The organism is Streptomyces sp. NBC_00654 (assembly GCF_026341775.1).
Taxonomy (GTDB): Bacteria; Actinomycetota; Actinomycetes; order Streptomycetales; family Streptomycetaceae; genus Streptomyces.
Window position 1 is genome coordinate 843,998 of record NZ_JAPEOB010000003.1, and the last position, 19,938, is coordinate 863,935.

Here is a 19,938-nt window from a genome sequence, read left to right on the forward strand (position 1 = left end):
TCTTAGGGTCAATGTTCTTGAAGTTCATGCACCGTAATGAACAGTGAATTCGCACGAGTGTTTCCGATGTTCGGAAAGTGCTGGCCGGATCAGTTCCCCTGGGCAGCCGAATTCGATTTATCCGTCCCCGCGGAAAAGCAATTTCTTGAATGGCGAACGAAGGTCGGAGGATTCGGCGCCCCCGCCCCGCCCCCGCCCTCGGCCCGGCGCCGTCCCTCAGCCCGGCTCCCCCGCCCTCAGCCCAGCGCCTCGTCCAGCACCGCCGCCCACTGCGCGACCACGCGCTCGCGGCGGGCGGTGTCGTCGGTGAGGAGGTTGGCCAGGCCCAGGCCCCGGGCCATGTCCAGGAGACCCTGGACCGTCTCGCGCACGCCGGGGCGGGTCTCGTCCGCCCCGAGGAGGTCCACCGCGATGCGGTGGGTCTCACGGCCCACCCGGGCTTCGAGTTCGGTGACGCGGGGGCGGAGCTGGGCCTCGTTGGAGGCGGCCACCCAGAGGTGGAGCGCGGCGCGGAAGAGCGGGCCGGTGTACAGGCCGACCAGGGCCGCGACGATTTCGCCGCGGCCCTGGGCAGGCAGTGCGCGCAGGGCGGCGGAGCGTTCCTCGGCGACGTACTCGACGGCTCCGGTGAACAGGTCCTCGCGGGTGGGGAAGTGGTGCTGGGCCGCGCCGCGCGAGACTCCGGCGCGTTCGGCGACGACGGAGACGGTGGAGCCCGCCCAGCCGTGTTCGGCCAGGCAGGCGACCGCCGCTTCCAGGAGCCGCTGCCGGGTGGCCCGGCTGCGGTCCTGTTTGGGGGCGTTGGGGGTCTTGGGGGATGTCACCACACCCATGCGGGGTCCCGTCGTTCGAGGAAGGCCGTCATCCCCTCCCGTGCCTCGGCGGAGGCGAAGAGTGCTGCCGAGCGGGCGATGAGGTCTTCGGCGTGCTGGTCGAAGCTCTGCAGAACCGTAGCCGTGACCAGCTCCTTCGACGCCATCAGCCCCTGCGGTGAGGCCCTGCGCAGTCCGTCCAGTACGGGTACGAGCGCCTTGTCGACGTCCTCGTCCGCCACCGTGACGAGGCCGATGCGGGCGGCTTCGGCCGCGTCGAAGCGTTCCCCGGTGAGGAAGTAGCGGCTCGCGGCGGCCGGGTCGAGGCGGGGCAGCAGGGGCAGGGAGATGACGGTCGGCGCGAGGCCCAGCCGGGACTCGGTGAGCGCGAAGCTCGCGCCGGGACCGGCCACCGAGATGTCGCAGGCCGCCAGGAGGCCGAGACCGCCGGCCCGGACGTGTCCGGTGACCCGGGCCACGACGGGCTTGGGGAGCGCGAGGACGCCGCGCATCAGGGCGACGTACGCGGCCGGGTCGGGCGGGGACTTGAGGTCGGCCCCCGCGCAGAAGGTGTTGCCGGTGTGGGTGAGGACGACCGCCCGCACCGAGTCGTCGGCCGCGCACGTCTCCAGCGCCGCCGACAGGTCGCCGACGAGCCGCGCGGAGAGCGCGTTGCGGTTCGCCGGCGCGTCCAGGGTGAGGGTGGTGATGCCCCGGTCGTGCGCGGGCGCGGTCAGGGCCTCGTACGTCATGCGGTCGTTCCCTTCTCTCGGTCGCGCAGTTCACGCCTGAGGATCTTCCCCGACGCGGCGCGCGGTACGGCGTCGATGAACTCGGCCCGCCGGACCTTCTTGTACGGGGCGACGCGCTCGGCGACGTACGCCATGACGTCCCGCGCCGTGAGGGCCTCGGCGGCGGGTGACGGCCTGCGGACCAGATACGCCTTGGGGACCTCGTTGCCGTCCTCGTCGTACACCCCGATGACGGCCGCGTCCGCGAGGTGTTCATGGCCCAGCAGCAGGGCCTCCAGCTCGGCGGGCGCGACCTGGTAGCCCTTGTACTTGATCAGCTCCTTGACCCGGTCGACGACGAACAGCCAGCCGTCCGCGTCGACCCGGCCGATGTCCCCGGTGTGCACCCAGCCGTCCGCGTCGATCATGTCGGCGGTGGCCTCGGGGCGGCCGAGGTAGCCCTTCATCACCTGGGGGCCCCGGATGAGGACCTCACCGACGGTGCCGGCGTCCGCGTCCCGGCCCGGCTCGTCGAGGGACACGATCCGCATCTCGGTGCTGGGCAGCAGCTTCCCGACGGAGCCGGGCGGCGGATTCCCGGCGGACAGCGGCACCACATGGGTGGCGGGCGACAGTTCCGTCATCCCGTAGGCCTGACGGACGGGCAGCCCCAGCCGCTCGGCGCAGGCGGAGGCGAGCGCGGCGTCCAGCGGGGCGGCGGAACTGACGATGTACGCGAGCGACGACAGGTCGTACTGGTCCACCACCGGGTGCTTGGCCAGCGCCAGGACGATCGGCGGGGCCACGAACAGGCCGGTGATCCGCTGCTTCTCGATCACGGAGAGGAAGTCCACGAGGTCGAAACGCGGCAGCACGACGACCGTGGCACCGCTGCGCAACGGGGCGTTCATCAGCGCGGTGAGGCCGTAGATGTGGAAGAAGGGGAGCACGGCGAGGATGCGGTCGCCGGGGCCGGAGGGAACGAGCGGACTCAGCTGCTCCAGATTGGTCGCGATGGAGCGGTGCGTGAGCATGACGCCCTTGGGAGCGCCGGTGGTGCCCGAGGAGTACGGGAGGGCCGCCACGTCCTCGCCGGGCTCGAAGGCGATCCGCGGTTCGGGGGCGGTGGAGCCCGCCATGTCCTGGATGGAGCGATGGCCCTCGGCCCGGTCGCAGACGAATATCTCCTCGACACCGCCCGCGAGTCCGGCGGCCCGGCGGGCGGCTTCGAGGAGCGGGGACACGGTGACGATCCAGCGGGCGCCGGAGTCGCTCAGCTGCTTGGCGAACTCCTCGGCCGTGGCGAGCGGGTGGACCGTGGTGACGGAGGCGCCGGCGCGCGTGGCCCCGTAGAAGACGGCGGGGTAGGCGATCGTGTTGGGGCTGTGCAGCGCCAGGACGTCGCCCTTGCGGAGTCCGGACTCGGCCAGGGCTGCGGCGACGCGCCGGTGGAAGCCGTCGAGCTGGGCGTAGGTGAGCGTGGTGCCGTTCGTCCCGTCGACGAGGGCGACGGTGTCGCCGAACCGCGCGGCCTCCCCCAGGACCGCCTCGTGGATGGGTGTGTCGAGGGCCTGGACATCTGCGTACTCGCTGCGGAACACCATGGCGGTCCCCTGAGGTCGTGGTGTGGCCGGATCGGCGTCCCCGGGCCGTGGAGCGGGCGGGGCGCCGTACGGAGGTGGAGAGGCGGGCCGGTCCGGACCGTCGGGAGCCGGACCGACCGGCACGCGGGAAGCGGCGTCGCACCCCCATGTGCCGGTCGGTCCCAGAATCACCCGTGGCGGCGGGGCTTGGGGAGACTCCGGACCGAACCCGTGCGCCGCCGCGGCCGCGTCAGTACGACTTGGGCAGACCGAGCGACTGGTGGGACACGTAGTTCAGGATCATCTCCCGGCTGACCGGGGCGATCCGGGCCACCCGGGACGCGGTGATCAGTGCGGCGAGCCCGTACTCACGGGTGAGGCCGTTGCCGCCGAGGGTGTGGACGGCCTGGTCGACGGCCTTCACGCAGGCCTCTCCGGCCGCGTACTTCGCCATGTTCGCGGCCTCGCCCGCGCCGATGTCATCGCCGTCGTCGTACAGCCTGGCGGCCTTCTGCATCATCAGCCGGGCGAGCTCCAGCTCGATGTGGGCGGTGGCCAGCGGGTGCGCGATGGCCTGGTGGGAGCCGATGGGCTCGCGCCACACCTGGCGGGTCCTGGCGTACTCGACGGCCCGGCCGAGCGCGTACCGGCCCATGCCGATGCCGAAGGCGGCGGTCATGACGCGTTCCGGGTTCAGCCCGGCGAAGAGCTGGAGCAGCCCGGCGTCCTCGTCGCCGACGAGTGCGTCGGCGGGCAGCCGTACGTCGTCCAGGACCAGCTCGAACTGCTTCTCCGGCGCCTGGAGTTCCATGTCGATCCGCGAGCGTCCGAAGCCCGGGGCCTCGCGCTCCACGATGAACAGGCACGGCTTGAGCTTGCCCGACCTGGCGTCCTCGGTCCGGCCGACGATCAGGGTGGCGTCGGCGATGTCGACGCCGGAGACGAAGACCTTGCGGCCGGTGAGCAGCCAGTCGGCGTCGGGTCCGGAGCCGTCACGGCGGGCGGTGGTGGTGATGCGGTGCGAGTTGGAGCCCGCGTCCGGCTCGGTGATGCCGAAGGCCATGGTGAGGGTGCCGTCGGCGAGTCCCGGCAGCCACTGGCGCTTCTGCGCCTCGGTGCCGAAGCGGGCGATGACGGTGCCGCAGATCGCGGGCGAGACGACCATCATCAGCAGGGGTGCGCCCGCCGCCCCCAACTCCTCCAGGACTATGGAGAGTTCGGCCAGACCGCCGCCCCCTCCGCCGTACTCCTCGGGCAGGTTCACCCCGAGGTAGCCGAGCTTGGCGGCCTCGTCCCACAGCTCGCGGGGGTGGCTGTCCTCGTCGATCACGGAGGTCATGTAGTCGCGGCCGTAGCGCTTGCCGAGGGCGGCGACGGCGGCGCGCAGCGCCTGGTGCTCTTCGGTTTCGAGGACGGTGCTCATACGTTCTCCTCCGGTGCGGCGGGTTCGGTGACGACGGCGAGCAGGGCGCCGACCTCGACCTGGCGGCCGGGCTCGGCGAGCAGAGCGGTGAGGGTGCCGGAGGCGGGGGCGAGGATGCGGTGCTCCATCTTCATCGCCTCCAGCCAGATCAGCGGCTGCCCGGCCGCCACGGACACGCCCGGGGCCAGTCCGTCCGCGAGGCGTACGACGGTGCCGGGCATCGGGGCGAGCAGCGAGCCGGGTTCGGCCCGGGTGCTGGGGTCGGTGAAGCGGGGCAGTGCGGTGAAGGTGTACGAACCGGTCGCGCCGTCCACGTGGACCCGGTCGCCGTGGACGGTGATGTCGAAGTGACGGGTGACTCCGCCGGTTTCGAGGGTGACGCGGTCGGGGCGGACGGCGAGGACCCGGACGCCGGGTGCGTCGTGCGGTACCGGGCCGCCACGGGTGGTGCGGTAGACGGCCTCGTGCTCGGCTCCGTCCGGTTCGCCGCGGTAGCGCTTGGTCTGCGGCTGCGAGGGCACGTTGCGCCAGGCCCCGAAGCGGCCGGGGACGGTGCCGGGCCCGGGACCGGTGCGCACGGCCTGGGCGAGGGCGGCGGCGAGGGCGGCGCGGGCCGGGTCGCCGTCCCCCGGAGCGGTGAGGTCCGCCAGGTGCCGGTCGTAGAAACCGGTGTCCGGGCGGGCTGCGGCGAAGTCCGGGTGGCGCAGGGACCGTACGAGCAGATCGCGGTTGGTGACCGGGCCGTGGACGCGGGCGCGTTCCAGGGCGCGGGCGAGGAGGCGTACGGCCTCGGTGCGGGTGGGCGCGTGGGCGATGACCTTGGCGATCATCGGGTCGTAGTGCACGCCGATGGTGTCGCCGCCGGTGTATCCGGTGTCCAGGCGCAGTCCGGGCGCGTCCGGGACCTCCAGCGCGGTCAGCCGGCCGGTCTGCGGCTGCCAGTCGCGCGCCGGGTCCTCGGCGTAGAGCCGGGCCTCGACGGCGTGCCCCACCGGCCGCGGCGGACCGTCGGCGGGCAGCGGTTCCCCCTCCGCGATCCGCAGTTGCAGCGCGACCAGGTCGAGCCCGAACACCGCTTCCGTCACCGGGTGTTCGACCTGGAGCCGGGTGTTCATCTCCAGGAAGTACGGGCGCCCCCCGTCCGACAGCAGGAACTCGACGGTGCCCGCGCCCACATAGCCGACGGCCCGCGCGGCGGCGACGGCCGCCTCGTGCAGCCCGGCCCGCAGGGCGTCGTCCAGGCCGGGTGCCGGGGCCTCCTCGATCACCTTCTGGTGGCGGCGCTGGAGCGAGCAGTCCCGGGTCCCGAGCGCCCATACGGTGCCGTGCGCGTCCGCCATGACCTGGACCTCGACATGCCGGCCGCGCTCCACGTACGGCTCGGCGAACACCTCACCGTCCCCGAAGGCGGCCGCCGCCTCGGCGGATGCCGCCGTCAACTCGGCTTCCAGAGCACCCAGTTCCCGTACGATCCGCATTCCGCGGCCGCCCCCGCCGGACGCGGCCTTCAGCAGCAGCGGCAGATCGGCGGCGGTCACGCTCCCGGTGTCCAGGGGCGCCAGCAGCGGCACCCCGGCCGCCCCCATCAGCTCCTTGGCCCTCGTCTTCGACGCCATCAGCTCGATGGCCTTGACCGGCGGCCCGATCCAGCGGAGCCCGGCGTCCTGGACGGCGGCGGCGAACGCGGCGTTCTCGGAGAGGAAGCCGTACCCGGGATGCACCGCGTCGGCGCCCGCCGCCAGCGCGGCGGCCACGACGAGATCGCCGCGCAGATACGTGTCCGCCGGGGCGGCCCCCGGCAGCCGTACGGCGAGGTCGGCCTCCCGCACGTGCAGGGCGTCCGCGTCGGCGTCCGCGTACACGGCGACGCCGGTGATGCCCAGCTCACGGCAGGTGCGGAAGATCCGGCAGGCGATCTCGCCCCGGTTGGCGACGAGCAGAGTGGAGATCATCTGGGGCCTCACATCCGGAAGATGCCGAAGCCGCCGCGGGCGCCTTCGACCGGGGCGGTGTGGATCGCGGACAGGCACATCCCGAGGACGGTCCTGGTGTCGCGCGGGTCGATGACCCCGTCGTCGTACAGCCGCCCGGAGAGGAACATCGGCAGCGACTCCGACTCGATCTGCTGCTCCACCATGGCGCGCAGCCCGGCGTCCGCCTCGTCGTCGTACGGCAGCCCCTTCGCGGCGGAGGAGGCGCGGGCCACGATGGAGAGCACCCCCGCGAGCTGCTGCGGCCCCATGACGGCGGACTTGCTGCCGGGCCAGGCGAAGAGGAAGCGGGGGTCGTAGGCGCGGCCGCACATGCCGTAGTGCCCGGCGCCGTAGGAGGCGCCCATCAGCACGGAGAGATGCGGGACCTTCGAGTTCGACACCGCGTTGATCATCATCGCGCCGTGCTTGATGATGCCGCCCTGCTCGTACTCCTTGCCGACCATGTAGCCGGTGGTGTTGTGCAGGAAGAGGAGCGGGATGTCGCGCTGGTTGGCGAGCTGGATGAACTGGGCGGCCTTCTGCGACTCCTCGCTGAACAGCACGCCCTGCGCGTTGGCGAGGATGCCGACGGGATAGCCGTGCAGGGCGGCCCACCCGGTGACCAGGCTGGTCCCGTACAGCGGCTTGAACGCGTCGAAGTCCGAGCCGTCGACGAGCCGGGCGATGACCTCGTGCGGGTCGAAGGGCACCTTCAGGTCCCCCGGCACGATCCCGATCAGCTCGTCCTCGTCGTACGCGGGCGGCTCTGCGGGGCCCGGATCGGCGTGCGCCTTGCGCCAGTTGAGCCGGGCGACGATCCGGCGGGCCCGGCGCAGCGCGTCGTGCTCGTCCACGGCGAAGTGATCGGCGAGCCCGGAGGTGCGGGCGTGCATCTCGGCGCCGCCGAGCGACTCGTCGTCGCTCTCCTCGCCCGTGGCCATCTTCACCAGGGGCGGTCCGCCGAGGAAGACCTTGGACTGTTCCCGGATCATGACGGTGTGGTCCGACATGCCGGGGACGTACGCCCCACCGGCCGTCGAGTTCCCGAACACGACCGCGACGGTGGGGATACCGGCGGCGGAGAGCCGGGTGAGGTCGCGGAACAGCGCCCCGCCGGGGATGAAGATCTCCTTCTGGGAGGGCAGGTCCGCGCCCCCCGACTCCACCAGGCTGATGCAGGGGAGCCGGTTGGCGAAGGCGATCTCGTTGGCGCGCAGGGCCTTCTTCAGCGTCCACGGGTTCGACGCGCCGCCGCGCACGGTCGGGTCGTTCGCGGTGATCAGGCATTCGACGCCCGACACCACACCGATCCCGGTGACGAGGGACGCGCCCACGGCGTAGTCACTGCCCCAGGCGGCGAGCGGGGACAGCTCCAGGAACGGGGTGTCCGGGTCGAGGAGCAGCTCGATCCGTTCCCGGGCCAGGAGCTTGCCGCGCTTCCGGTGCCGCGCGAGGTACTTCTCACCGCCGCCCGCGAGTGCCTTGGCGTGCTCGGTGTCCAGCTCGGCGAGCTTGCCGAGCATGGCCTCGCGGTTGGCTGCGTACTCGGGTCCGGCGGTGTCGAGCGCGGTCGGCAGGACGGTCATGCGGTCACCTCCGGGGCGGGGGCGGTCTGGGCTTCGGGTCCGGGTACGGGTACGGGTACGGGTACGGGTACGGGTCCGGGTCCGGGTACGGGTCCGGCTCCCGCTCCGGGGCGGGGTCCCGCTCCGGGGCGGGGTCCCGCTCCGGGTTCCGCTTCAGGTCCGGCTCCGGTTTCGGATTCGGCTCCCGGGGCGGGCAGGAGGGCCACAGGGACCGGGAGGCACCGGGACCGCAGCCACTCCCCCACCGCCTTGGCCTGCGGGTCGAAGCGGGCCTGCGCGGCGACGCCCTCGCCCAGGAGGCCCCGGACGGTGAAGTTCAGGGCGCGCAGGTTCGGCAGGACATGACGTACGACGGTCAGTCCGGCGGTCTCCGGGAGCAGTTCCCGGAACCGCTCGACGGTCAGCTCGTGCGCCAGCCACCGCCACGCCTCGTCGGTGCGCACCCAGACCCCCACGTTGGCGTCGCCGCCCTTGTCCCCGCTGCGGGCACCCGCGACACGTCCGAGGGGTGCGGTGCGGGTGGGGCCGGGAGGCAGGGGGACGGGAAGGCCGGGCGGGTCCGCGAGATCCTCCAGTACCCGGGTGACGGGGGCCGGTGGCACCGCTTCCCTCGCCCCGTCCGGCAGGACGGCGAGGTGCGGGACGTCCCCGGCCGGTACGTGGCGGGCCTCGAACACCCCGTAGGGCGCGCCCTTCCCGGGCGGGGCGGTGACATGGAAGCCCGGGTAGCTGCCGAGCGCCAGCTCCACGGCGGCGCCCGACACGGCACGCCCGACGCGCTCGGCGTCCTGGTCGCGGACGACGAGCCGGAGCAGTGCGCTGGCGGTCTCCTCGGTGGCCGCGTCGGGCCGGTCGGTACGGGCCAGCTCCCAGCGCACCTCGGCCGGCCGGCCCCCGCCCCGGACGAAGGCGTCCTCGCACTGTTCCCGGACGAGCCGCGCCTTGGCCTCGATGTCGAGGCCGGTCAGCACGAAGACGACCTCGTTGCGCCAGCCGCCGAGCCGGGTGAGCCCGGCCTTGAGGGTCGGCGGCGGGGCCTCGCCCCGCACCCCCGAGACGCGGACCCGGTCCGGCCCGTCCTGGGCGAGCCGTACGGTGTCGAGGCGGGCGGTGACATCGGGCCCCGCGTACCGGGCGCCCCCGGTCTCGTACAGGAGCTGGGCGGTCACGGTGCCGATGTCGACGACGCCGCCCGTACCGGGGTGCTTGGTGATGACGGACGAGCCGTCGGCGTGGATCTCGGCGAGCGGGAAGCCGGGGCGGCGCATGTCGTGCCCGCCGAAGAAGGCGTAGTTCCCGCCGGTGGCCTGGGTGCCGCACTCCAGCACATGCCCGGCGACGACGGCCCCGGCGAGCGCGTCGAGGTCGCCCGGTCCCCAGCCGAAGTGCGCGGCGGCGGGCCCGGTGACGAGGGCGGCGTCGGTGACCCGTCCGGTGACGACGACATCGGCCCCGGCCCGCAGACAGGCGGCGATGCCCGCGCCGCCGAGGTAGGCGTTGGCGGTGAGGTACCCCTCGGGCACGGGCAGGCTGTCGCCCTCGACATGGGCGACGCGCACGGGCACACCCACCGTGCCGGCCAGTTCGCGGACGGCTTCGGCCAGCCCGGCGGGGTTGAGCCCCCCGGCGTTGGCGACGATCCTCACCCCGCGCTCATGGGCGAGCCCGAGCGCTTCTTCGAGCTGGCGCAGGAAGGTGGTGGCGTACCCGCGACGGGGGTCCTTCAGGCGGCTGCGGCCGAGGATGAGCATGGTCAGCTCGGCGAGATAGTCGCCGGTGAGGATGTCGAGGGGCCCGTCGGTGAGCATGTCGCGCACGGCGTCGAAGCGGTCGCCGTAGAAGCCGGAGGCGTTGCCGATCCGCAGGGGTTCGGTCCGCGCGGGCCCTGTCGGCGGGCGCGGTACCGGCGGGGTCCGCATCAGTGGGCCTTCCGGGGTGAGCGCCCGGTTCCCGCGGGGCCCGCGAACGCCTGGGCGATGTCCAGCCACTGCCCGGCGTCGGGTCCGACGGCGGTCACGGCGAGGTCGTCGCGGTGGGCGCGCTGGGTGACCAGGAGACAGAAGTCGAGGAGCGGTCCGGTGACGCGCTGCGGGGCGCCCTCGGGCCCGTACGTGATCGACTCGCCGCCGGGTACGGACAGTTCCACCCGGAACTCCTCCTCGGGCGGCTCGATCCCCCGTACCGCGTAGGCGTAGTCCCGGGCCCGGACCCCGATCCGCGCCACATGCCGCAGCCGGGCGGTCGGCGTGCGGGTGACACCGAGGGCATCGGCGATGTCCTGCCCGTGCGCCCAGGTCTCCATGATCCGCGCGGTGGCCATCGAGGCGACACTCATCGGCGGCCCGTACCAGGGGATACGGGTCCCCGCCGGGGCGGTGCGCAGCACCTCGTGGAGCCGCCGCCGACCCGCCCGCCAGCGCGTGAGCAGGGCTTCCGGACGGTGGGCGGCCACCAGCTCTCCGGCGGCCTCGTCCACGAAGGAGTCGGGGTGCTCCAGCGCCTTGGCCACCTCATCCGCGAACGCCCCGGGGTCGTCGGCGGCGAGCAGCGCGACCTCGTCGGTCCAGGAGAGGTGGGCGATCTGATGGGCGACGGACCACCCGGCGGCGGGTGTCGCGAGACCCCACTGTCCGGGCGTCAACTCCCCCACCATCAGGTCGACTTCCCCGCTCTCGTCGAGCAGGTCGTCGAGCAGGCCGCCGATCACGGCTGCGGCATCGGACACGTGCGCTCCCCTCGGGGCAAGGCGTGGTGCCCAGGAGCATGACAGCGCCCCAGGAAACAAACAAGCATGCTTGCATGATTTTTGACGCGCCGATCGGCGAGCGGCTTGTCAGAGCGCGGTGCGAGGATGGGACGTGTCCCGGGAGGAGACGACCGGGGCACGGACGAGGGCAGGTTTCGAGCGGTCGGAGGCAGCATGGCCAAGGAATTCCAGGTGACGTACGACTGCGCCGATCCGGGCGCGCAGGCGGTGTTCTGGGCCGAGGCGCTGGGCTATCGCGTCCAGCCGCCGCCGGAGGGCTTCCCCGACTGGCCGTCCGCGCTGACGGCGTGGGGCGTACCGCCCGAGAAGCACAACAGCCGGTCGGCCATCACGGATCCGGACGGCAAGGGGCCTCGGGTGTTCTTCCAGAAGGTCCCGGAGGGCAAGACGGCGAAGAACCGCCTGCACCTGGATCTGCGCGCGGCACCCGGCCAGACCGGGGACGAGCGGATGGCCACACTGGAGGTGGAGGCCACCAGGCTGGAGAAGCTGGGCGCGCAGCGGCTGTACCGGCTCGACCCCGATGGCGTGGACGAGGGGATCATCGTGATGGCGGACCCCGAGGGCAACGAGTTCTGCCTGGACTGAGGGCGGGGTGGCGGCTTCTATGCCGCCCGCCCCGTCAACTGCCGGGCCGCCCGGCAGTTGACGGGGCGAGAGGGATACCGGACATAATTCGCAGGTGTTCGGTGACGGCAATGACCTAATCTGCCCGTCATGACCGACTGGAACAGCGTAGAGGCCGCCGACTGTGCCGTGCCCGCCGACCGGCCCATGGACGACCTCGTCAGCGAGCTGTCCCGCGCCCTGGCAGATCCCGATCCACTGGTCCGGGACGGCGCGCCGTACGCCGTCCTCGCGACCTGGATAGCCCGCGGGACGATCGGGACGTCCCGGCGGCTGGAGCTGGGGGACGAGATGGCCACCCGGTTCACCGACCCGCGGGTCGAGGCCCGCACCTTCGCGCCCCTCGTGCTCGGCATGCTGGTGACAGCGGGCGACTTCAAGGCCGGGTGGGTGGACTCGTTCGAGCGCTGGTACCCGGCGGAGCGGGATCTGCGCGGCCACGACGGGACGCTCGGCTGGCTTCACGCGGTGGCGCACGGCGCGGACCTGCTCGCCGGCTTCGGCCGCCACCCCGAGGTGGCGCCGGCGCGGATGCTGAACCTTGCCGCCGCGCGGCTGACGGCGCCCACCGACCACGTGTACGACCAGCTGGAGGACGACCGCCTGGCGCGGGCGATCGCCCTGGTCCTCACCCGCTCCGACCTCAGCGAACACGACGCCGTCGGCTGGCTGGATCCGATCGCCGACCGCTTCGGGTCGGACCGCATCAGCACCCCGGTGCCCGCTCACATCAGCAATTGCCTGCGCACCCTGCGCCTGCTCCATATCCTCGCCGACCGGGGGGTTCGCCCGACCAGCGAACTGCCCGCGGAGCCTCTCCACCACCGCGACGCGGTCAAGTCCGCCACCGCCGCCGTCCTCGACCGGATCGTCAGACGCTGACCGACCGCGCCGCGGTTGGGCCGGGCGGCCGCTCTCGGTCGTCACGAGTCGTCACGCGTCGTCATGTGTCGGCAAGATGGCGCGCCGCCGCTTCGGTGAAGCGGTCGACGGCGACTCCCAGACTGGCGTAGAAGTTCCGGACGGCGTGCCCCGCATCGCCGGAGTTCTGCCGGATCTGCCTGGCGAGGTCTTCCGCGACATCGTTGATCCGGCGGGCCTCGGAGTACAGCTGGAGCCCCGACAACGCGATCAGGGGCATCTGAAGGGCAACGCGGTCGGCTTCCCGGTGAACGGCGTCGGCCCACGCCTGGTCGAGATGGGATTCGTTGATCGGCTGAACCCAGATTCCCCGGTGCCCCGGCGGAGGAGGGACCCGCTCATGCCGGTAGGTGCTCTTCCTCCGGGGATCCGTGGCCTGCATCCCGTAGGCCGCGGCAAGGAGCGCGGCGAACGCCTCCCGCTGCTCCTGCCTGCGTACCTGCTGCCGCTGACGATCATGATTGAAGCGTGCGGCCCAGGCCGTGGCCAACGCGGTCAGCGCCGTTCCTGAGACACCGATAGCCGCACCCACGAGTCCTGCGGTCGCCTGGTCCATTCCCGGGACCCTAGGGCAATCCCCCGGAAGTGGGGTACGGAAGTCCGAAGCCCGGGACCCGCGCGGCCCCGCGCCCCTAGCGTCACTTGTATGACTTCCTCCTGGACGAACGAGGCAGCGATCAGACAGTGGGACGCCACCGCCACCCGTGAGGCGATGGAAGCCACGGCGCAGGACGGGGACTTCGCCAAGCGCCATCTGGTCAACCCGGTGCTGGAGCGCCTGTTGGGAGACGTCCACGGCCGCCGGGTGCTGGACGCGGGCTGCGGCAACGGCTACTTCAGCCGGATGCTCGCCCGGCGCGGGGCGCGGGTGGTCGGGGTCGAACCGACGGGGAGCATGACCGCGTTCGCCCGGGAGCGGGAGGTACGGGAGCGGCTCGGCATCACGTACGTCCGGGCGGATCTGGCCCGGCTGCCCGAGGACACAGGCCCCGCCCGGGGTCCCTTCGACGCGGTGGTGAGCAGCATGGTGTTCATGGCGATCCCGGACTGGAGACCGGCGATGCGGTCCTGTGTGAGGGCGCTGCGGCCCGGTGGCCGGTTCGTGTTCGCGGTGGTCCACCCGGCGTTCGAGGGGCTGCGGGCCGAGTGGCGGGAGCACGGCGAGTACCGCGTACGGCGCTATCTGGAGGAGTACGAGATCCCGGGCCCGGTCGCCTGCGACTTCCACCGCCCGCTCTCCGCGTACCTCAACGAACTGGCCTCCCTGGGCTGCCGCCTGCGCGAGGTCGTGGAACCGGGGCTCGACCCGGTGGTGTCCGAGGGGGCCCGGGACGCGGTGCCGGGGCTCGACGGCTATGTCCACCTGCCGAACTTCCTGGTGGTGGCGGCGGACGCGCCGTAGCGGAATGGGCGCGGGGTGCGGGGGGCGTGGACGGGGCCCTCGGGGCGGTGGAGCGCCTTTCACCGGCCCGCTCGCCGGGTTCGGACGATCGGGGTGTGCGGGGAAGGCGGTGCGGGGGTGATTGCGCCGAGCTTGCGGCTCAGCGACCGCGAACGACGATCACGCGAAGGCACCTCCCGCGCCAGGCCACCCCCGCACGGCATCACTCCCCGCGCGAGGCGGCCTCCGCCATCCGGGCGGTGGTGCTGGCGCCGTCCAGGGCCTCGCGCACGATGTCCGCGTGGCCACTGTGGTGCGCGATCTCCCGGAAGACATGCATCAGGGCGTGCCGGACGGTCCAGATGACCGGCTCCGGAGGCGACCACGGGTACTGCGGCAGCGTCACCGTACGGTTGAGATCGGTTTCCTCCCGCACCGTACGGTCGAACTCTCCGGCGGCGGCGTGAAAGGCGTCGAGCGCGCCCGCCAGGGTCTCGGTCTCGGTCAGCCGGTTACCGTCCGGGTCGAGGTCGGACCAGCCCACCTCGGCCGGCGCCGTGCCCTCGACCACGTCGAGCCAGCCGCGCTGCACCTGCGCGAGATGCTTGACCAGCCCACCGAGTGTCAGCTCGCTCACCGTCGTACGGGCGCGGGCCTGCTCCTCGGTGAGGTCCGCGACGGTGTAGAGGAAGTTGGTGCGCTGGTCGGTGACCAGTGCCAGCAGGTCCTCGCGCTCCACGGACTGCGGGAGGTCGGAGCTGGTCGATGTCATCGTGCCGTCCTTCTGGTCGTTCTGGATCAACCAGCCGATTCTGCGCTGCGCGACCGGGCGGACGATGGCGTTCCGGCCAGGTCGCCGCAGGTACACCCGCCTGGACCCGGGTAGTCCCGGCGGCCGGGCAGCGGCTACCGGATGGTACGAATCATCACCGTGAGAACTGGCGAGGCCGGTGACGGCTGGCTCTGGCCTATGTCCTCGTACCCCCACGACCTGTAGAGCGCGTGGACCTTTCCCTCACCGGCGGCCGGGTTGACCATGAGCGTGACGAACGCCTCGTCGCGGGTGGCGAGGTGAGCGTCATGGATACGCCGGGCTGTTCCGGTCTTCCGCCAGGTCCGCCGGACCCCGATCTCCTTCAGGGCCAAGGTCGGACGCGCGGTGTACTTCTCGGCCGGTGCCGGGTCCGTGCGCTGCCAGTACCGGTCGCCGTGCTCGATGGTGTTGCCGTAGGCGTAGCCGACCGGTTGCCCGTCCGCGTACGCGAGTACAGCCGCGAATCCTGGCTCGGCGCTGTGCCGGTCCACGGGAAGGTGGAGCAGCGGGGCGCACCTCGGTGGACGCGTTGAGGAGGGTCGCCACAGGCCGAGTCGAGAGCGGCGAACCTCCGCAGATCCATGGCGGGCGCCATGGTCAGGCGGTGGTTGTCCAGGTGGCGGCGTGCTCGGCCCAGGTCCGGACAGCGGCGCTGCGGGGCGCGGTGGCGCGCAGCGCGGTACCGAACCCCCGCAGCATCCGTGTCACACGGGCGTGTTGGGCAGCGATGTCGGAGGGAACCTTCATCGCCGTGGCGATGGCCGGTTCGATATCGCGTTGCCCGAGTTGGGCGGCGGCAAGCCGGGCAGTGTTGATGGCTCGGTCGCGCCGCATCTGAGGGTGGAGCAGGGCCAGGCTCCGGTGGGCATGCGTTTCGGCCTGTGCAAAGTTTCCGAGGCGAAGGTGTGCGGCGAGAGCGAGTGTTTCAAGCTCTGCTCCGTTGCGGACCGCAGTCATCCATACCGGTCGGGCAAGACCTGGGTCAGCGCGTTCGAGTGCTTCCTGAGCACAAGCAAGGGCGTGCCGCACGGCGGTGGTGTCGTTCGTGAGGCCGAGGCTGGCGGCCTGGCGCGCATGCCCCAAGCAGGCGAACAAGGGGTCACGGCGTGTGAGGTGCAAGTTGCGGGCGACATCGTTTGCGGCGAGGGAGTCGGCAGGGCGGCCCATGTGCCGGTACAGGGTCCCCGCGTGACTCCAGATTCGGAACTTGATCGCCTGATCGCTGGACATCTCGGCGAGCGCCTGGGCCTCACGCATGTGCGCCTCCGCGACGTCGTAGCGGCGACTGTCGATGGCAGCCCACATCGCCGAGGAGCGGAACGCCGCTGCGGAAGCGTAGAGGCTGTTGCGTACGCGTTGGGTGGCGGTGCCGGCGTTCTGGAGGTTCAGCGCATCGTCGGCGAGCGCGGCGGCACGCTGTTCGAGCCCGAGCCGTCCGCCATGGCGCTGGTCGCTGGCGATGATCTCGGTGAATCGCTTCTGGAGACGGTCGACGTCGCTCATTCCGATACGGCGGGGCCATGCGGTGCTGGGGGTTGCTGCTGAGGCAGCGGCAGCCACAATTCCGCCGACGAGGGTACGGCGCTTCATGTCGGAGTCCTCCTGGTGCGGTGAGGCCGGGGTGGACGTAGTCCGGCTCCGTGGCACGAACCCTAGGGCGACGGCAGACAGACCGGTGACGTCCTCAAGCGCCTTACGGGTGAGCGATTTGGGCCACATGACCCGGCCCGCTTTCCATGCCCGGACGGATGAGCCGTCGAGCCCGCCCGGCCTCCCCGTCAGTTGCTCCACGGCCCTGTTCACAGCGGCAGCAAGGCTGTTGGAGCTGAATCCGTGTTCGGCCATCCACGCCTCAAGGGCGGTGTTACGCGTGGTGTCCATCCGGACACGGTAGCCCTCGCGCGCACCCACTCGCAGGTAACCGGTAGGTCAAATCACCCTAGGGCCCTCCGTCGGATGGATACCGGATCGCCCTAATCATCCGGACGGAAAAGCGAGTTGCCTTGTTGTTGGTCGCCCGCCGCACCTCACAGTGCGGGCGGCTGTTGACGGCTCGGTCCGCCCCCCAAAAAATCATTCGAGGGGCGGCCGGGCGCCGAGACAACACGAAGGCTCCACCCCAATGACGAGTCTCAGTAAGCAAGTTCCCTACGCATCAGTCGGCCACCCTGCCTATAGCCAGACCTTTCCGTGCGAGCCTTCAACGGCCGAGATCGGCCGCAAGCTCGTCCGGAGCGTCCTTGACATGTGGTGTCTCGACGGCCTCGCCGATCGCGCCGCCCTGATCGCCACGGAGCTGATCGCGAACGCCGCCAGGCACACCCCGTGTCACGAGATCCGCCTGATCGTCACGCAGCCGAGCGCGACGCGGGTCCGTGTCGGGGTCGTGGACCAGGAACCGTCGCGCCTTCCGGCTCTCAGTCGGGCCGATGACAACGAAGAGTCGGGCCGGGGGCTGCTCCTCATCGACGCGTTGTCCGACCGCTGGGGCTGCGACCTGCACGGCTCGGGCATGAGCCCCTGGGCCAAAGAGGTCTGGGCGGAACTGCACCTTGAGGGCACCCGGTGAACGCCCCGCTCACGGCGTGCGCGGTTCTCACCAACCTCTTCGACCGCGCAGAAGCCGAGCACGGAGCCGAGCACGGAGACCGGCCATGACGTTCTTACCGGTCCTGCTCGCCCTCACGCTCGCCCTCGCCGGAATCCGCTTGCGGCAGCGCTTCCCTCGGATCATGCGGGTGCTCGCCCCTCAACCGCCCCGTACGCAGCGGCTGTTCGCCGAGTTGCAACGTATCGAGGCCGACCCCGCCTACCGGGCCCTGTTCCTCACCGGACTGGACGCCGCGATCCTCCGACGCGACGCGGAACGTACCGCCGAACTGCACGCCGTCGAAGCAGCGGCCGGCTTGCTCCAGCACCTGGTCCACCCGGAACCCGGCCCCGGCGAGCGTGCCACCGACGCAGACGTGGCCTACGTCGCCGAGCTGACCGTTTCCGCCGGGACCGCCGGGACAAGGCGCACCGTGTCTCTCGGCCGGGTCACCGTGCCGAACCGCCGACTCGCCCTGCGGTGGCTGCGCAGGCAGGCGCTCCGGCTCGCGGACGCGCACGGGCACCTCATACCCCCCGACACCACCCCCTGGACACAGGCGATCCGCGACGTGCGGCCGGTCACCTTCCACGGCTCCGACGCCCCCGAAGCGCTCCGAGCCTGGGCCACCGACGACCAGCGCCAGGCCGACGCACTGCACCGCCTCGCATCCGGCCCCCACACACTGCTCACCGTCACCGATCCGGCGGTCGGCCTGCACCTCACCCTCACCGGACAGCCTCACCGGCCGAACCGGACCGCCGACCCCCGGCACCCCACCAGCCCCCGTCCCGGTCGCGTACGCAGTGGCTCCCCCACGGGCGACCGGGACGGGCACCACCCGGCGGGAACCACGATTCCCGTCCGCCCCACAACCACCCCCACGAGGAACACGCCATGCCCCTCCTGACCCCGTACGTCGCCTCACGGAGCAGCGACAGGGGCACCCTGCAATCCGCCCTCGACATCCGGTTCACCCCGAACGGACCCCGGCTCGTCTACCGCGACGAACGCCCCGAAGACCGGGACAAGCACGGCAACCTGTGGGTCCGCGTCGAGGAATCCGACGACCCCGGACACATCCAGTACGACTCCCTCCACCCCACCCGCCAACGCACCTGCATGGAACAGCTCCTCTGCCAGATCTGCGCCCGGCCCGCCGACCGCAACAAGGACGGCTGGCTCTTCATCGACTGGCGACGCCAGGACTCACCCCCCACCTGGCCCGAGAAATCCCTCACCACCATGCCCCCGCTCTGCACCGAACACGCCCACATCTCCACCCACCAGTGCCCCTTCCTACGCCGGGACGAACACCTCCTCCTCCGCGTACGCAAACCCCACCTCTACGGAGTAGCCGGAACCCTCTACACCCTCACCACCACCGGCTGGACCACCACCGACAACGGCCAACTCTCCCCCTACAACCAACCCCAATACCCCGGCATGCTCGCCTCCCTCCTCATCCGCCAACTACGCGGCGTGAAAGTCGTGGAACACCCATGACCCCCGAGCAGTGGTCCGGCTCTCCCGGTTGCCCTGTCCCCGCCCCCGTGCGCAATTCTTGGGGCACGGCACCGTCTGCCTTCAACGCCCACCGAAGCGTCCGCCCCCGCCGCCCCGGCTCAGCCCTTCTTCCCCCCGCCCACCTGCCCGCGCACCGCGCCCATGCTCGCGCCGATGACCAGGGCGATGGCGAGGGCGTCCAGGGTGGACAGGGCCTGGTCCAGGATCAGGAAGCCGGCCGTGGCGGCGATTGCCGGTTCCAGGCTCATCATCACCGCGAAGGTGGAGGCGGGTATTCGGCGCAGGGCCATCAGTTCCAGGGTGTACGGGAGGACCGAGCTCAGCATCGCCACCGCCGCGCCCAGCGCCAGGGTGGAGGGGACCGCGAGCTTGGTGCCCGACTCCATGATGCCGAGCGGCAGGGAAAGGGCCGCCGCGACCACCATGGCCAGCGCCAGGCCGTCCGCCTGGGGGAAGCGGCGGCCCGTGCGGGCGCTGAAGACGATGTACGCCGCCCACATCGCGCCGGCCCCCAGGGCGTAGGCCGCGCCGACCGGGTCGAGGCGGTCGAAGCCGCCGCCGCCGAGCAGGACGACGCCGACCAGTGCGAGGCCCGCCCACAGGACGTTGATCAGGCGGCGGGAGACGAAGACGGAGAGCGCGAGCGGGCCCAGCACCTCCAGCGTCACGGCGATACCGAGCGGGATGCGGTCCAGGGCCTGGTAGAAGAGCGTGTTCATCCCGGCCATCGCGATGCCGAAGGCCACCACCGTGCCCCAGTCGGCCCGCGAGTGGCCGCGCAGCCGGGGGCGGCAGATGATCAGCAGGACCAGCGCGGCGACGGCCAGGCGCAGGGTGACGACACCGAGCGCGCCCGCCCTCGGCATCAGCAGTGCCGCGACCGCCGAGCCGAACTGGACCGAGAGGCCGCCCGCGACCACGAGCGCCACCGGCCCCAGCGCGGCCCGCCGGCCACCCGGGCGCCGTTCACCACCGCCGGTCCTGTCGAGCGCCGACACCGCCTCGGGTACGGCGACGGCGGCTGCGGCCGGTTCTGCGGCGGTACGCAGGTCGTTCACTGGGCTGGCCTTCCGGAGGGATGTTCAGTCCGATGAAACGCACTAAACGATGAAAGATGCTGGACTGCCCGATCAGCCGGGCCTTTCCACCGTAAGGAGCCCGGCGCGTCTCGTGAAATGCCTGCTGGGCTCCCGTTATGCTCCC

Annotated in this window: 18 protein-coding genes and 1 pseudogene; 6 read left to right on the forward strand and 13 right to left on the reverse strand. The window is 71.9% G+C overall.

Features of this window, described 5'->3' with window-relative positions; all coding sequences use genetic code 11:
- Nucleotides 1-236: 236 nt before the first annotated feature.
- From OHA98_RS36170 to OHA98_RS36205, 8 genes are all read right to left on the reverse strand, one after another.
- Entirely contained in the window at nucleotides 237-833 is a 597-nt protein-coding gene (locus tag OHA98_RS36170; RefSeq protein ID WP_266931980.1) for a TetR/AcrR family transcriptional regulator, read from the reverse strand.
- Nucleotides 821-1,564: an enoyl-CoA hydratase family protein gene (locus OHA98_RS36175; RefSeq protein ID WP_266931981.1), complete on the reverse strand. Its 744-nt coding sequence runs from the start codon at nucleotides 1,562-1,564 to the stop codon at nucleotides 821-823. The genes OHA98_RS36170 and OHA98_RS36175 overlap by 13 nt, the downstream gene beginning before the upstream one ends.
- Nucleotides 1,561-3,147 carry a 4-coumarate--CoA ligase family protein gene (locus tag OHA98_RS36180; protein WP_266931982.1) on the reverse strand — a complete coding sequence of 529 codons (1,587 nt, stop codon included), beginning with the start codon at nucleotides 3,145-3,147 and terminating at the stop codon, nucleotides 1,561-1,563. The genes OHA98_RS36175 and OHA98_RS36180 overlap by 4 nt, the downstream gene beginning before the upstream one ends.
- A 229-nt stretch (nucleotides 3,148-3,376) precedes the next feature.
- The gene (locus OHA98_RS36185) at nucleotides 3,377-4,549 is read right to left on the reverse strand and encodes an acyl-CoA dehydrogenase family protein (protein ID WP_266931983.1); all 1,173 of its coding nucleotides are present in this window, start codon (nucleotides 4,547-4,549) and stop codon (nucleotides 3,377-3,379) included.
- Nucleotides 4,546-6,501, reverse strand: a complete 1,956-nt coding sequence (locus OHA98_RS36190) for a biotin carboxylase N-terminal domain-containing protein (RefSeq protein WP_266931984.1) — start codon at nucleotides 6,499-6,501, stop codon at nucleotides 4,546-4,548. Before OHA98_RS36190 ends, OHA98_RS36185 begins: the two co-directional genes overlap by 4 nt.
- Nucleotides 6,502-6,509: 8 nt before the next feature.
- Nucleotides 6,510-8,108 carry an acyl-CoA carboxylase subunit beta gene (locus tag OHA98_RS36195; RefSeq protein ID WP_266931985.1) on the reverse strand — a complete coding sequence of 533 codons (1,599 nt, stop codon included), beginning with the start codon at nucleotides 8,106-8,108 and terminating at the stop codon, nucleotides 6,510-6,512.
- Entirely contained in the window at nucleotides 8,105-10,027 is a 1,923-nt protein-coding gene (locus tag OHA98_RS36200; protein WP_266931986.1) for an acyclic terpene utilization AtuA family protein, read from the reverse strand. The genes OHA98_RS36195 and OHA98_RS36200 overlap by 4 nt, the downstream gene beginning before the upstream one ends.
- The gene (locus tag OHA98_RS36205; protein ID WP_266931987.1) at nucleotides 10,027-10,833 is read right to left on the reverse strand and encodes a TIGR03084 family metal-binding protein; all 807 of its coding nucleotides are present in this window, start codon (nucleotides 10,831-10,833) and stop codon (nucleotides 10,027-10,029) included. Before OHA98_RS36205 ends, OHA98_RS36200 begins: the two co-directional genes overlap by 1 nt.
- Nucleotides 10,834-11,028: 195 nt before the next feature.
- Here OHA98_RS36205 and OHA98_RS36210 point away from each other — a divergent pair, with 195 nt between their 5' ends.
- Together OHA98_RS36210 and OHA98_RS36215 are read left to right on the forward strand one after the other, a co-directional pair.
- Nucleotides 11,029-11,463: a VOC family protein gene (locus tag OHA98_RS36210; protein WP_266931988.1), complete on the forward strand. Its 435-nt coding sequence runs from the start codon at nucleotides 11,029-11,031 to the stop codon at nucleotides 11,461-11,463.
- 129 nt (nucleotides 11,464-11,592) lie between these two features.
- Nucleotides 11,593-12,384 (forward strand): DUF2785 domain-containing protein, encoded by a 792-nt coding sequence (locus OHA98_RS36215; RefSeq protein WP_266931989.1) that lies wholly within the window; start codon nucleotides 11,593-11,595, stop codon nucleotides 12,382-12,384.
- 61 nt (nucleotides 12,385-12,445) lie between these two features.
- Here the strand turns inward: OHA98_RS36215 and OHA98_RS36220 are convergent, their stop codons facing one another.
- Nucleotides 12,446-12,979 carry a hypothetical protein gene (locus OHA98_RS36220; protein ID WP_266931990.1) on the reverse strand — a complete coding sequence of 178 codons (534 nt, stop codon included), beginning with the start codon at nucleotides 12,977-12,979 and terminating at the stop codon, nucleotides 12,446-12,448.
- Nucleotides 12,980-13,069: 90 nt separating this feature from the next.
- Between OHA98_RS36220 and OHA98_RS36225 the strand changes: the two genes are divergently transcribed.
- The gene (locus OHA98_RS36225; RefSeq protein ID WP_266931991.1) at nucleotides 13,070-13,825 is read left to right on the forward strand and encodes a class I SAM-dependent methyltransferase; all 756 of its coding nucleotides are present in this window, start codon (nucleotides 13,070-13,072) and stop codon (nucleotides 13,823-13,825) included.
- A 202-nt stretch (nucleotides 13,826-14,027) separates the two neighbouring features.
- Here OHA98_RS36225 and OHA98_RS36230 read toward each other — a convergent pair whose 3' ends face one another.
- The 3 genes and pseudogenes from OHA98_RS36230 to OHA98_RS36240 all read right to left on the reverse strand — a co-directional run bounded on the left by OHA98_RS36230 (nucleotide 14,028) and on the right by OHA98_RS36240 (nucleotide 16,499).
- On the reverse strand, nucleotides 14,028-14,606 hold the full coding sequence (locus OHA98_RS36230) for a DinB family protein (protein ID WP_266931992.1): 579 nt from the start codon (nucleotides 14,604-14,606) through the stop codon (nucleotides 14,028-14,030).
- Nucleotides 14,607-14,710: 104 nt separating this feature from the next.
- A pseudogene (locus OHA98_RS36235) lies at nucleotides 14,711-15,219 on the reverse strand (GNAT family N-acetyltransferase).
- The gene (locus OHA98_RS36240) at nucleotides 15,216-16,499 is read right to left on the reverse strand and encodes an XRE family transcriptional regulator (RefSeq protein ID WP_266931993.1); all 1,284 of its coding nucleotides are present in this window, start codon (nucleotides 16,497-16,499) and stop codon (nucleotides 15,216-15,218) included. The pseudogene OHA98_RS36235 and the gene OHA98_RS36240 overlap by 4 nt, the downstream one beginning before the upstream one ends.
- 241 nt (nucleotides 16,500-16,740) lie before the next feature.
- Between OHA98_RS36240 and OHA98_RS36245 the strand changes: the two genes are divergently transcribed.
- The 3 genes from OHA98_RS36245 (at nucleotide 16,741) to OHA98_RS36255 (ending at nucleotide 18,714) form a co-directional block, all read left to right on the forward strand.
- Entirely contained in the window at nucleotides 16,741-17,187 is a 447-nt protein-coding gene (locus OHA98_RS36245; protein ID WP_266931994.1) for an ATP-binding protein, read from the forward strand.
- 85 nt (nucleotides 17,188-17,272) lie between these two features.
- The gene (locus OHA98_RS42805; RefSeq protein ID WP_323179697.1) at nucleotides 17,273-18,118 is read left to right on the forward strand and encodes a hypothetical protein; all 846 of its coding nucleotides are present in this window, start codon (nucleotides 17,273-17,275) and stop codon (nucleotides 18,116-18,118) included.
- Complete coding sequence (locus OHA98_RS36255) at nucleotides 18,106-18,714, forward strand: hypothetical protein (RefSeq protein WP_266931995.1); 609 nt, start codon at nucleotides 18,106-18,108, stop codon at nucleotides 18,712-18,714. The genes OHA98_RS42805 and OHA98_RS36255 overlap by 13 nt, the downstream gene beginning before the upstream one ends.
- A 119-nt stretch (nucleotides 18,715-18,833) precedes the next feature.
- On the opposite strand, the gene OHA98_RS36260 is transcribed toward OHA98_RS36255, so the two are convergent.
- Complete coding sequence (locus OHA98_RS36260; RefSeq protein ID WP_266931996.1) at nucleotides 18,834-19,793, reverse strand: DMT family transporter; 960 nt, start codon at nucleotides 19,791-19,793, stop codon at nucleotides 18,834-18,836.
- Between the last annotated feature and the right edge of the window lie 145 nt (nucleotides 19,794-19,938).

Coding starts and splice junctions, on each gene's coding strand:
- OHA98_RS36245 (WP_266931994.1), top strand. CDS start 16,741: ATGACGAGTCTCAGTAAGCAAGTTCCCTACGCATCAGTCGGCCACCCT.
- OHA98_RS36180 (WP_266931982.1), bottom strand. CDS start 3,147: ATGGTGTTCCGCAGCGAGTACGCAGATGTCCAGGCCCTCGACACACCC.
- OHA98_RS36215 (WP_266931989.1), top strand. CDS start 11,593: ATGACCGACTGGAACAGCGTAGAGGCCGCCGACTGTGCCGTGCCCGCC.
- OHA98_RS36240 (WP_266931993.1), bottom strand. CDS start 16,499: ATGGACACCACGCGTAACACCGCCCTTGAGGCGTGGATGGCCGAACAC.
- OHA98_RS36210 (WP_266931988.1), top strand. CDS start 11,029: ATGGCCAAGGAATTCCAGGTGACGTACGACTGCGCCGATCCGGGCGCG.
- OHA98_RS36195 (WP_266931985.1), bottom strand. CDS start 8,108: ATGACCGTCCTGCCGACCGCGCTCGACACCGCCGGACCCGAGTACGCA.
- OHA98_RS36200 (WP_266931986.1), bottom strand. CDS start 10,027: ATGCGGACCCCGCCGGTACCGCGCCCGCCGACAGGGCCCGCGCGGACC.
- OHA98_RS36225 (WP_266931991.1), top strand. CDS start 13,070: ATGACTTCCTCCTGGACGAACGAGGCAGCGATCAGACAGTGGGACGCC.
- OHA98_RS36175 (WP_266931981.1), bottom strand. CDS start 1,564: ATGACGTACGAGGCCCTGACCGCGCCCGCGCACGACCGGGGCATCACC.
- OHA98_RS36220 (WP_266931990.1), bottom strand. CDS start 12,979: ATGGACCAGGCGACCGCAGGACTCGTGGGTGCGGCTATCGGTGTCTCA.
- OHA98_RS36170 (WP_266931980.1), bottom strand. CDS start 833: ATGGGTGTGGTGACATCCCCCAAGACCCCCAACGCCCCCAAACAGGAC.
- OHA98_RS36255 (WP_266931995.1), top strand. CDS start 18,106: ATGCCCCTCCTGACCCCGTACGTCGCCTCACGGAGCAGCGACAGGGGC.
- OHA98_RS36185 (WP_266931983.1), bottom strand. CDS start 4,549: ATGAGCACCGTCCTCGAAACCGAAGAGCACCAGGCGCTGCGCGCCGCC.
- OHA98_RS42805 (WP_323179697.1), top strand. CDS start 17,273: ATGACGTTCTTACCGGTCCTGCTCGCCCTCACGCTCGCCCTCGCCGGA.
- OHA98_RS36190 (WP_266931984.1), bottom strand. CDS start 6,501: ATGATCTCCACTCTGCTCGTCGCCAACCGGGGCGAGATCGCCTGCCGG.